The sequence below is a fragment of the Amycolatopsis sp. CA-126428 genome, assembly GCF_002904335.1.
Classification (GTDB): Bacteria; Actinomycetota; Actinomycetes; order Mycobacteriales; family Pseudonocardiaceae; genus Amycolatopsis.
Genome location: NZ_PPHF01000069.1, coordinates 60,274 through 71,609, shown reverse-complemented (window position 1 = coordinate 71,609; position 11,336 = coordinate 60,274). Strand labels below are relative to the sequence as shown.

At 71.1% G+C, this 11,336-nt stretch carries 8 protein-coding genes and 1 pseudogene; 1 reads left to right on the top strand and 8 read right to left on the bottom strand.

The genetic code is table 11. The annotated features are described in order from the left end of the window. Positions 1-247: 247 nt before the first annotated feature. The gene (locus C2L58_RS17455; protein WP_103338637.1) at positions 248-616 is read right to left on the bottom strand and encodes a VOC family protein; all 369 of its coding nucleotides are present in this window, start codon (positions 614-616) and stop codon (positions 248-250) included. Positions 617-703: 87 nt separating this feature from the next. Between C2L58_RS17455 and C2L58_RS17450 the strand changes: the two genes are divergently transcribed. Continuing rightward, positions 704-1,333 carry a winged helix-turn-helix transcriptional regulator gene (locus tag C2L58_RS17450; RefSeq protein WP_103338636.1) on the top strand — a complete coding sequence of 210 codons (630 nt, stop codon included), beginning with the start codon at positions 704-706 and terminating at the stop codon, positions 1,331-1,333. Positions 1,334-1,338: 5 nt separating this feature from the next. Here C2L58_RS17450 and C2L58_RS17445 read toward each other — a convergent pair. The 7 genes and pseudogenes from C2L58_RS17445 to C2L58_RS17415 form a co-directional block, all read right to left on the bottom strand. Next, positions 1,339-2,294: pseudogene (locus C2L58_RS17445) on the bottom strand (flavin-containing monooxygenase). Positions 2,295-2,365: 71 nt separating this feature from the next. After that, complete coding sequence (locus tag C2L58_RS17440; RefSeq protein WP_199191310.1) at positions 2,366-4,738, bottom strand: polysaccharide lyase 8 family protein; 2,373 nt, start codon at positions 4,736-4,738, stop codon at positions 2,366-2,368. A 151-nt stretch (positions 4,739-4,889) separates the two neighbouring features. Beyond that, positions 4,890-6,344, bottom strand: coding sequence for an aldehyde dehydrogenase (NADP(+)) (locus C2L58_RS17435; protein WP_103338634.1), 1,455 nt, complete (start codon positions 6,342-6,344; stop codon positions 4,890-4,892). A gap of 15 nt (positions 6,345-6,359) precedes the next feature. Further along, positions 6,360-7,487 carry a hypothetical protein gene (locus tag C2L58_RS17430; protein WP_103338633.1) on the bottom strand — a complete coding sequence of 376 codons (1,128 nt, stop codon included), beginning with the start codon at positions 7,485-7,487 and terminating at the stop codon, positions 6,360-6,362. Positions 7,488-7,491: 4 nt separating this feature from the next. Further along, positions 7,492-8,748 (bottom strand): glucarate dehydratase family protein, encoded by a 1,257-nt coding sequence (locus tag C2L58_RS17425; RefSeq protein WP_103338632.1) that lies wholly within the window; start codon positions 8,746-8,748, stop codon positions 7,492-7,494. After that, entirely contained in the window at positions 8,748-9,683 is a 936-nt protein-coding gene (locus tag C2L58_RS17420) for a 5-dehydro-4-deoxyglucarate dehydratase (protein WP_103338631.1), read from the bottom strand. The genes C2L58_RS17425 and C2L58_RS17420 overlap by 1 nt, the downstream gene beginning before the upstream one ends. A 51-nt stretch (positions 9,684-9,734) precedes the next feature. Next, positions 9,735-11,240, bottom strand: a complete 1,506-nt coding sequence (locus C2L58_RS17415; RefSeq protein ID WP_103338630.1) for a sodium:solute symporter family protein — start codon at positions 11,238-11,240, stop codon at positions 9,735-9,737. Positions 11,241-11,336 lie beyond the last annotated feature (96 nt).

Sequence of the window (11,336 nt, the reverse complement as noted above, 5' to 3'; positions counted from 1 at the left end):
CGGGCATCCCCCGTGATCGAGCGGGCATCCCCCGTGATCGAGCGGGCATCCCCCGTGATCGAGCGGGCATCAGGCCGATGCCCCTTCAATCACGCGAGATGCCTCCCCAATCACGCGTGTCGTCCCTCCAAACACGCGAGTTGACTCCTCAATCACGCGAGTCGTCCTCCCAATCACGCGAGATGCCCCTCGGCCCACGCTCAGCAGCGCTGCCCGAGCCGCAGGGGCCGGTTGCGCGAGCGCTGCGTCAGGCCGGGCCCGCGAGACCGATGACATTGCCCTCCGGATCGGCGAAGTGGGCGACCACCAGATCCCGCCCCGGGGCGCGGTCCGGGCCCATCCGGCGGGTGCCACCGAGGCGTTCGGCCTCCGCCAGTGCCGCGGCGACGTCCGGAACGCCCACGTAGAACACCACGTGACCCGCGAAACCCGCGCCGCCGCCGACGCCGCCGGGGATGGTGTCTGTCTCCACGAAGCCGTAGGCGCCCGGTTCCGACACCTGGTCCGACACCGGGCCGGACGTGTCGAACCCCCAGCCGAACAGCTCGCCGTAGTACCCGCGCAGCCCCGCCGGGTCGCTACCGATGATCTCGAAGTGCACGACCGGCCGTCCCATGACCGTTCCTTCCCGTCGACATCCGGACCCGGCCAACGTACGCCCACCCAGTTGTTAAAAACAACCACCAAGTTGTACATTAAGACCATGCCGACCAGCCGCAGCTACGGGGACGCCTGCACGATCGCCCGCGCCCTGGACGTCGTCGGGGAACGCTGGGCCCTGCTCGTGGTGCGCGAGCTGCTGCTCGGGCCGCAACGCTTCTCCGACGTCCGCCGCGCGCTCCCCGGCGCCAGCTCGAACCTGGTCACCGACCGGCTCCGCGAGCTCGAGAGCCGCGGCGTCGTGACGCGCCGGCAGCTGCCGCCCCCGGCCGCCTCGGCGGTCTACGAGCTCACGGCCTGGGGCCGCGAACTGGAGCCGGTCGTGCTGGCGCTGGGCGCGTGGGGCGCGCGAGTCCCGCTTCCGCAGCCCGCGTCACTCGGCGTCACGTCCGTGCTGCTGTTCCTCCGCGGGTCCGCCCGCCCGCGCAGCACCGCTTGCTACCGCGTCGAACTTGATGCTCGCGTGTGGACGGTCCGCACCGCACCGGGCCGCATGACGATCGAGCCGGGCGAGCCCGGCGCCCCGGACGCGACGATCCGGACCGATCCCTGGACGCTGAACGCCCTGCTCGACCGGCCTCACCACCTCGAGAAGGCCATCGCCGACCACAAGGTGACGATCGAGGGCGACCGGAACGCGGTCCGCAGGCTCCTCCGAGAACACGAAAGCTGAGAACTTCAGCCCGCGCGGGCGAACCGCAGCACGCCGTCGTCCACGCGGGCGAACCGCATGTCCGCCAGGTCCAGCAAGTAGTTCTGGCGCATCGTCCAGGGCCGCCGGCCGCCTTGCTTCGGCAGGCCGGGAGCGGCCCGCTTGATGTACCCCGACTGCAGGTCCACGATCGGGCGGGGCCGGCGAACCCGTGGCGGTCCAGGTGGGCCAGCAGCCGGCACACGTACTGCGACGCCAGGTCCGCCCGCAGCGTCCATGAGCTGTTCGTGTACCCCACGCACCACGCCAGGTTCGGCACCCCGCCGAACATCGTGCCCTTGTACGCCCGCTGCTCCCCCGGCTCGACGGCCCGCCTGTCGACCGAAAGCGCGATCCCGCCGAACGCCACCAGCCGCAGCCCCGTCGCCGTCACGATGACGTCGGCCGCCAGCGTGCGGCCCGACTCCAAAAGCCACGCCGGACGGGGTGAACCGCGCGATCCGGTCCGTCACGACGTCCGCCTTGCCCGGCAGCCGCCGCATCAGCTGGAAGTACAGCGTGCAGCATCGTCACGTGCGAAGCGCGCGACGCGAGCGCCGGGACCAGCGTCACCGCCGTCGCCCCGCTGCCGATCACCACGGTACCTGTGCAGCGGTTATCACTCGTACGAGTCCGGACAAGCGGGTCCGGATGTGGGTGGTCACCCCGAACACCTCGGCCGTCGAGCGGACGTAGCTCAGGATCGACGGCCCGTCCGCGATCGCCTTCGGGTCCTTCCACGGCCGGAACGGGTAACCGAGGGTGAGCATGTCCGAATCGGACCGGATGCCCGGGTACCGGAACAGGTCCCAGGTGCCGCCGATGGTGTCGCGCGCTCCAGCACCGCATACGTCTTGCCCGGCAGGCGTTCCTGCAGGCGGCAGACCGCGCCGGTCCCCGACAGGCCGGCGCCCACGATCAGGACGTCCACGTGCTGGGTCATGCCCGGCAGCCCAACCGAGGTGGGGACCCCGCCGGACCGGGTCGGGGCACCGGCCCGGCGGGGAGGTCTGCCTACACCAGGACGACCTTCGTCGCGCCGAACGTGCCCTTCAGCGGCACCTCCACGGACCGGCCGCGCACCGTCACCGTGACGCTGTCCTGCAGCTGCGTCGGATCCGACACCGCGAGCTGGGTCCGGGCCCCGCACCGCCCGATCGCCACCGAGGCCGGCCCCGACACGCCGATGTCGCCGGCCGTGCCGGCCGCGAAGAAGTTGGCCAGCACCGTGCCGCCGGCCACGCGGATCGCCTGCACCACCGGGGTGTTCGCGAGCACCCGCCACGCCCAGGACGCCGTGAGGGTGTCGATCACCGAAGCGCCCGGCAGCACCGCGTACGCGTACTTCGCGTCCGTCGGCTTCACGCCGTGTTCCAAGACCAGCTTCTGGTACCGGCGCGTGTTCGGTGTCGTGGTGCCCTTGGTGTTGGCGCCCGTGTCGATGTCGCGCCACGCACCCGTCCGGTCCTCGCGCACCGCCGTCACCGAGGCGTCGTCGAGGAGCAGGTACCCGCCGACGTGCTCCAGGTGCGCCCAGCGCGGCCGCCGCAGCGCGGAGGCTTTCCCGAGGTCGGTGGCCACGCGCCGGCCGTCGGCCAGCAACGTCCCGCGGCCGCCCTCGCCGAGGTTGCGGTTCTCGATCGTCGTGCGCACCGCGTAGGGCGACGTGCTGGTGATCCCGGCGCCGAGGCAGAGGATGCCGTCCGGGGTGAAGAACCACGACTTCTTCGCGACCAGCGAGCCGTCCCAGTTCTTGAAGCCGAACGCGTACGCGCCGTGCCGCTCGTCCCAGCGGACGCCGCCGGTGTGGGTGTCCGGCCCCACCGGCACCCCGCCGAACTTGGGGTCGACCGGGCCGTCGTGCTCGGTCGTGCCCGGCAGCAGCAACGGGTCCACCGTCGGCCAGTAGGCGTCGGTGTAGTGGCCCTTGGCGTTCGGCAGGAACGTGTAGAGCACGCCATCGCCGACGTGGTAGCCCTTCATGTTCTGGCCGTTGATGGCTTCGTAGCGCGAGATCCGCGTCGAGCTGACGCCCAGGGACGCCGACCAGCCGTCGGTGACGTGGACCATCCGGTCCTGCTGGCCGAAGATCCGGTGCGTCGCCACCACCCGCGCCGGGCGCGCCCCCGACGCGAGCATGTCCTGCGCGAACTCGATGCCCGGCGTCGCGACCAGGTCCGGGCCGGGCGCGAACCGCTCCGGGTCCGGGATCTTCAGGAACGGCGCGTACTCGCCTTCCTTGATCCACTTCGCGGCCAGCGCGTTGAGGTCGGTCTTCGTCTTGCCGGACGCCGTCCGCGCCAGCACCAGCGTCGCGACGGTGAGCTGGTGGCCGATGTCGTGGCCGGTCTCCCCCTGGCGCGACAGCATCCGCCCGCGCACCGGTTCCATCAGCGCGCCCGCGTAGACGAAGGGCGCGAAGCTGTCGGCGACGAGCGCGTAGATCTTGTCCTTGAGCGGCTGCGGGAGCGCGTACGCGGTGCCCTGCGTGACGTGGATGGCGCCGGCGAGCGCGGTCAGCAGCACGATGCCGTAGTGCCCGGGGTACGGGATGGTGTCGTGCTGGATGAACGAGCCGTCGACGTGGAAGCCGTCGCCCGCCGCGCGGTCCAGCTTCGCGACGACGCTCACCGCGCCCCCGCCCGCGACGTCGGTGAGCGCGTCGATGCCGGTCTTGATCCACGCGGTGTCGCCGAGCAGCGCGCCCGAAACGATCGAGATGAGGGCCTTGTCCGCGCGGTTGGCGCCGGTTTCGACCACGGACGCGTTGTTGGCGCGCAGGTTCGGGTTGCCGACGAACCGCTTGACCGGCTTGATGAAGCGCGCGAGCTGGTCGGAGGTGAGCTGGTCGGCGACCACCGAGAGCGTGTGCAGCAGGTAGTACGGGATGCCGATTTCGTAGGTGTACCAGTTGCCGATTTCGCCGACGTTCTCGTTGTACTGGCTGGCGTAGATCAGTTCCAGCGCGGTCTTGATGCGGTCGAGCACGACGGGGTCGCCGGACAGCGCCCCGCCCGGCGTGCCCCAGTCGACGGCGATCGCGCGCAACCGCGCGTACATCGAGGTGGTGTAGTCGCTGCCCGGGCCGAGCGGCAGGTCCGTCCACAGTGGAGCACCACCGCCGGCGACGGACATGCTCGCGTTGTAGGCCTTGGCGACGCGGCTGAGGTTGGCCAGCGCCGCAGCGCGTTCCGGCGACGGCCGGTTGATGCCGGTCTGCAACTGCCGGTACGCGGCGACGATCGGCGCGGTCGCGGCGGGCACCGGACTGGCGGCTTTCGCTACCGGAACCGCCGTGGTCGTGGCGTAGGCCGGGCGGGTCAGGAGCACGGTGGAAGCGGCCGCCAGGGCACCGCCGCGCAGGGCATTTCTCCGGTTCACGGGCATGACAACGCCTCCCAGGATCAAGACATCCTTGGCTTGCGGGGAACGGGGATTCAGTTGTGCGGCGGCGGATAGTAGGCGAGCAGACCGGGTCTGCCGCAGCCGGTCGTGAGTGGTAAGGCGGGTTCTAACCCGCCTTACCACTCACGACGGGTCAGCGGGAGCCGTCGGTGCGGCGGGGCAGCTGCCAGGGGTTGGCCTCCTGCAGGGGTTCGGGGAGCAGGGTGTCCGGGAAGCCCTGCCAGGCGATCGGGCGCAGGAACCGCTCGATCGCCGCGGTGCCGACGGATGTCGTCGTCGGGGCCGTCGTGGCCGGGTACGGGCCGCCGTGCTGCTGGGCCCAGCTCACCGTCACTCCGGTGGGCCAGTCGTTCCACAGCAGCCGGCCGGCGATGCGGGCCAGGGACGGCAGCACCGGCCGGAGCCAGTCCACATCGGACTCCTCGCCGTGGATCGTGGCGGTGAGCCCCGGTTCGACCACGTCGAGCAGGCGCAGCAGCTCGGCCTGGTCGGCGTAGGTGACGATCAGCGACGCCGGCCCGAAGCACTCTTCGTGCACGGTGTCGCCGCCCTCGAGGAACTGCTTGGCCGTGGTGGCCAGCAGCGTCGGGGTGAACGCAGGCGAAGAAGACTCCGACGAAGACACGACCTCGACACCCGGGACCTCCCGCAGCGCGGACAGCTGAGCGGAGAAACCGGATGCGATGCGGTCGTTGAGCATCGGCTGCGCCGGGGCGCCGTCCAGGGCCGTGCGCAACGTGTCGGTCAGGCCGTGGTCCTCCGGCAGGAACAGCAGGCCCGGCTTGGTGCAGAACTGGCCGGCGCCGAGGGTGAACGACCCGGCGTAGCCCTTCGCCACCGCTTCCCCGCGCGCGGCGATCGCGGCCTCGGTGACCACCACCGGGTTGACGCTGCCCAGCTCGCCGTAGAACGGGATCGGCCGCGGCCGCGCGTTCGCGATGTCGAACAGCGCGCGCCCGCCGGGGATCGAGCCGGTGAACGACGCCGCCGCGATCCGCGGGTCCTTCAGCGCGGTGACGCCTTCCTCCTGGCCGAAGATCACGTTGAACAGGGCCGCCGGCGCGCCCGCCTTGATCAGCGCCTCCCGCACGACCGAACCGGTCTGCGCGGACAGCTCCGGGTGCCCGGGGTGGGCCTTGAGGACCACCGGGCAGCCCGCGGCCAGTGCGGACGCGGTGTCCCCACCGGCGACGCTGAACGCGAACGGGAAGTTGCTGGCCGCGAACACCAGCACCGGCCCGATCGCGGTCTTGACGCGGCGGATGTCCGGGCGGGGGCCCATCGGCCAGTCCGGGTCGGCGTGGTCGACGGTGGCGCCGAGGTACTCGCCGTCGGTGAGGACCTCGGCGAACAGGCGCAGCTGGAACGTCGTGCGCTTCAGCTCGCCGGCCAGCCGCGGGGTCTCCGGCAGGTGCGTCTCGGCGTGCGCCAGCGGGACCAGTTCGCCCGCGGCGGCGTCGAGGGCGTCGGCGACGGCGGTCAGCCAGCCGGCGCGTTCGGCCGGGGTCGCCTCGGCGGCGGGACGGGCGGCGTCGGCGGCTCCCGCCAGGATCTTCTCGAGCGTGGCGGCGTCAGTGGCCTGGCTCATGGGTGGAACAGCTCCTCAGTTCTCATGGGCGGCGGCGGTGGCCGTTTCCAGGTCGCCCCAGCGACCCGGACCGGCCAGTCCGAGGTGGTACAGGTGCAGCTCGGCGGCTCCCGCCTTGGCGAGCTCGCCGACGTACGCGGCGATGTCCGGCACCGGCGCGGCCGCGACCGCCGTGATGTAGCTGGCGATCGCGACCCGTTCGGGCAGGGCCTCCCGGGCCGCCGCGACGGCCTCGGCACCCGTCGCGGGCACCCACCCGAACAATACGACCGCGACGACGTCGTCGGGCGCCGACGGCGTCAGCCCGGGCAGCGCGCCGGTGACCCACGGGTCGAGCGCGCCGTGCAGCACGATCCGGATGCCCTCCGGCAGCGTGGCCAAAACCGCGGCCCGCAGCTCGTCGACCGACTTCTGCCGGGACCGCAGCAGCATCGAAGTCAACGAGGGCGGCAAGCCGTCGGCCGTCACCCCCAGGTCGCCGGTCGCGATCAGCCGCCGGACCTCCTCGACGAGCTGGGCCCGGACGGTGTCCGCGTCGACGTCCCAGGACGCAGCGCAGGCGTCGCAGCAGCAGACCGACAGCAGCCGGGCCACCGCGGGCGCCCACACGCCGTCGGTCTTTTCGTGCTGGTGCTGGTGCACCACGCCGAGCGGGCCACACGCCTCGAGGATCACCGAAGCCAGCTCCAGCCCCGCGACGGCCTCCGCGGTCACCTTGGCCGCGTACTCACGCACGGCAGGCTGCGACGGGCACAGCGCCCACGGGTAAGCCTCGCCGAAGCAGTTGCGCACGACGACGTCCGGGTGCTCGTAGCCGAGCTGGGAGTTGTGGGTCAGCACGATCCAGGCGGCGGCCGGGATCCCGGCCTCGTTGAGCAGCCGGACGGCGTCACCCCCGGAATCCGGAGACGACACCCAGTCCGGACTGGACGGACGCAGCGCGCCCCACCCGTCGGCCACCGGGCGGTAGAACGCCGCGTGCCGCGCCACGACGGCCGTCCGGGACGGTGACCACGGCGTCGCCGCGCGGGCACTGTGGTACGACAGCGCCACGGCCACCTCGTCGACGCCGAGATCCCGGGCGCGGGCGGCGAACCCGTCCTCCAGGACGTCCCAGGGGTAGGCGTATCCCGTCACCTTCACCGGCTCACCACCTCGCCGTGTTCGCTTCGAACCCGGGCACGTACTTGCGCATGTAGGTCCCGTCGTCCCGCTTGGTCAGTCCACATCGGACGTAGTTCTCGTGCAGGCGGGCCAGCGCGTCCTCGTCGAGCGTGATCCCGAGCCCCGGCGTCGTCGGCACCGCGACGGCGCCGTCGGCGAACTCCAGCACCCCGGGTTCGATGACGTCCTCGACCTTCCACGGCCAGTGCGTGTCGCAGGCGTAGGTCAGGTGCGGCGTCGCCGCGGCGACCTGCACCATCGCGGCCAGGCTGATCCCGAGGTGGCTGTTCGAGTGCATCGACAGGCCGACGCCGAAGCTCTCGCACGTCACCGACAACGCCTGCGTGGCGCGCAACCCACCCCAGAAGTGGTGGTCGGACAGCAGCACGCCGATCGCGCGCGCCCGGAACCCCGGCTCGACATCGCCGAAGTCGACCACGCACATGTTGGTGGCCAGCGGCATCGACGCCTCGGCGGCCACCTGGGTCATCCCGTCGATGCCCGGCGTCGGGTCCTCCAGGTACTCGAGGACACCGTCGAGCTCGGAAGCGACGCGGATGCTCGTTTCGACCGTCCAAGCGCCGTTCGGGTCGATCCGCAGCGGGTGCCCGGGGAACGCCTCGGCCAGCGCGCGGACGCCGTCGATCTCCTGCGCGGGCTCGTAGACCCCGCCCTTGAGCTTGATCGAGCGGAAGCCGTACTCGTCGAACATCCGCTTCGCCGACCCGACCAGCGTCTCGGGCGTGGTGATCTCGCCCCAGGAGTCCTCGCGGCCGTCGATGTGCTTGCCGTACTTGTAGAACAGGTAGGCGGAGAACTCGACGGCGTCGCGGGCCCGGCCGCCGAGCAGGTCGGTCACCGGACGGCCCAGGAGGTGCCCCTGCGCGTCCAGGCAGGCGACCTCGAACAGCGAGTACACGCTCGCGACCGTCTTGCGGATGGAGAACCCGCCGATCAGGCCGTGCGCGTCGGTCAGCACCGTGTCCGACAGCGTTTCCGCGACCAGCCGCTGCAGGCCGGGAAGGTCGAACACGTCGTGGCCGCGCAGCCGCGGCAGCACCTTGCGCACCTCGCCGAGGAAGGCGTCGTCGCCGTAGGACTCGCCGAGCCCGACGATCCCGTCCTCGCACTTGACCTGGACGACGCTGCGCAGCGCGAACGGCTCGTGCACGCCCATGACGTTGAGCAGCGGCGGGTCCGCGAACGCGACCGGGGTGAGCACCACGTCGAGGATCCGCATCAGCCGAGCCCCTTCAGCGTCACGAAGCCGTCCTCCACGACCTTCTCGAGCCGGCGGACCTGCTCCGGCGTCGGTTCGACCAGCGGCGGCCGGACCGGGCCGACCTTGTCGCCGCGCAACCGGGCGGCGGCCTTCACCAGCGAGACGGCGAAGCCGGGCGTCTCGTCGCGCAACGCCACCAACGGGAGGTAGAACCCGGTGAGCAGGGCGTCCATCACCCGCGTGTCGCCTTCGCCGAGCGCGCGGTGGAAGCGGTGGGCGATCTCCGGCGCGAAGCAGTGCACCGCCGAGGAGTACCGGGCGACGCCGATCGCGGCGTACGCCTTGGCCGAGACCTCCGCGGTCGGCAACCCGTTGAAGAACAGGAAGTTCCGCGCCCGCTCGGTGTCCAGCGACCGGATCGTGGTGACGATCCGGGTCATCACCTCGACGTCGCCGTAGCCGTCCTTCAGCCCGACGACCGACGGGATGTCCAGCAGGGAAGCCGCGGCCGGCGCGGTGAACACGCCGGTGCCGCGGTGGTAGACGATGACCGGCACGGACGAGTCGCCGACCGCGTACCGGACGAAGTCGACCAGCCCCGCCTGCGGCCCGGACACGAGGTACGGCGGCAGCAGCAGGACGCCGTCCGCGCCACCCGCCTGGGCCGCCGCGATGCCGGCCCGCGCCGACGCCGCGCCGCCCCCGGCGCCGACCCAGACCGGGACGCGGCCGGCGGCCACCTCCCGGGCCCGGGTGAGCACCGAGGCGTGCTCGGCGGGCGAGAGCGAGCTGAACTCGCCGGTGCCGCACGCGCCGAACAGCGCACCGGCGCCCGCCGCGATGTGGCTCTCCACGTTCTCCGCGAGTGCGTCGAGGTTGACCTCGAGGTCCTCGGTGAACGGGGTGAGGGGGAACGCCAGCAAGCCGTCCAGCTCGATCTCGTTCTGTGCCATCAGTCTTCTGCTCTCTCGTCCTTTTTCGGGTTCGGCCGGGTGTGGCCTGCGTCAGGCGGGCACGGTCGTGCCTTCCTTCTTGCGGTCGACGTCGTCGTCGGCGTTCACGGTGTCGACGATCTCATCGGCGGCCGCACTGCGCTCGGGGGCGAGCAGGCCGAGACCGATGTACAGGGCGAGCGAGACCAGGATCGGCGTCGCGACCAGCACGGTCTGGTTCGCCTTGAACACGTAGTACACCAGCGCGTAGTCGAGCAGGCCGCCCGCCCAGGAGATCAGCGCCGCGCGCGGGCCGCACTTGCGGAACCACGGCAGCATGCCCAGCAGCAGCGGGATCGAGATCGGGCCCATCAGCGCGGCGACCCAGTTGACGACGATCTGCAGCACGCCGCCGAGGTTCTGCGCCTGGGTGGCCACCAGCATGGTCAGCGCGACGAAGATCACCGTGGTGATCCGCGCGGCCTTGAGGCCCTGGACGTCGGTCCACTGCCGGGTGCGGCGGACCATCGCCGGGATCATGTCGCGGGTGATCACCGCGGAGATCGCGTTGGCGTCGGAGGAGACCATCGCCATGGTGTGCGAGAAGATCCCGGCCAGCACCAGGCCGACCAGGCCCGGCGGCAGGAACGTCGTGGTCATGATCGCGTACGACTGCGTGGGGTCCTTGATGCCGGGGATGAGCAGCGGCGCGGCGAACATCGGGAACATCAGCACCAGCGGCCACAACAGGTACAGCGCGGACGAAAGCCGCGCGCCGCGCCGGGCCTCTTGGGTGCTGGGCGCGGCCATGTACCGCTGCGCCAGGTTCCACATGCCTCCGTTGTACTCCAGCGTCTTCACGAGCACGTAGACGAGCAGGAAGATGGTGGTGTACTTGGACGTCACGGGGTTGAGGTGGTTTTCGGGCAGCTTGTCCCACATCGTCCAGAGCGCCGAGATCCCGCCCAGCTTGCCCAGGACCACGACGATCATCACGACCGCGGCGATGGCCTGGATGACGAACTGGCCGAAGTCGGTGAGCGCGTCGGCCCACAGGCCGCCGATGGTGCAGTAGACCAGGGTGACCGCGCCGGTGATGAGGATGCCGAGGTTGTAGTCCAGGCCGGCGAATACGTGCAGCAGCGTCGCCACGGCGAACCACTTGGCCGCGATGTCGAAGATCTTCAGCAGGCTGCCGCTCCACGCGAGGGCCTGCTGGGTCGGCACGTTGTACCGCTTGGCGAGGTACTCCAGCGGAGAGGCGACGCCGAGCTTCGAGCGCAACCGGTTCCAGCGGGCGGCGAACAGCCAGCTGCCGATGCCCACGCCGATGCCGATGCTGGCGAAGCCCCAGAAGTACACGGTGACGCCGCTGGTGTACGCGACGCCCGCGTACGCGACGAAGAGCACGGCGCTGTAGCCGGACATGTGGTGCGAGATGCCCGCCAGCCACCACGGCATCTTGCCGCCGGCCGTGAAGAAGTCCTTGACGTCGCTGACTCTCTTGTGCGACCACCAGCCGATCACGATCATCAGCGCGAAATACGCGCAGACCATCGCCCAGTCGAGTGCGTGCACCGCAGGCTCCCTTCCGCGTCCACATCGATGTGGTGCCGCTGTTCACATCTATGAACGGAGTCTGTTATAGTGATTATGTTCATCCATAAGAACGTT

What these genes read in the sequence shown, in the direction of transcription:
- C2L58_RS17455 (WP_103338637.1), bottom strand. Translation starts at nt 616, where the DNA reads ATGGGACGGCCGGTCGTGCACTTCGAGATCATCGGTAGCGACCCGGCG.
- C2L58_RS17450 (WP_103338636.1), top strand. Translation starts at nt 704, where the DNA reads ATGCCGACCAGCCGCAGCTACGGGGACGCCTGCACGATCGCCCGCGCC.
- C2L58_RS17440 (WP_199191310.1), bottom strand. Translation starts at nt 4,738, where the DNA reads ATGCCCGTGAACCGGAGAAATGCCCTGCGCGGCGGTGCCCTGGCGGCC.
- C2L58_RS17435 (WP_103338634.1), bottom strand. Translation starts at nt 6,344, where the DNA reads ATGAGCCAGGCCACTGACGCCGCCACGCTCGAGAAGATCCTGGCGGGA.
- C2L58_RS17425 (WP_103338632.1), bottom strand. Translation starts at nt 8,748, where the DNA reads ATGCGGATCCTCGACGTGGTGCTCACCCCGGTCGCGTTCGCGGACCCG.
- C2L58_RS17420 (WP_103338631.1), bottom strand. Translation starts at nt 9,683, where the DNA reads ATGGCACAGAACGAGATCGAGCTGGACGGCTTGCTGGCGTTCCCCCTC.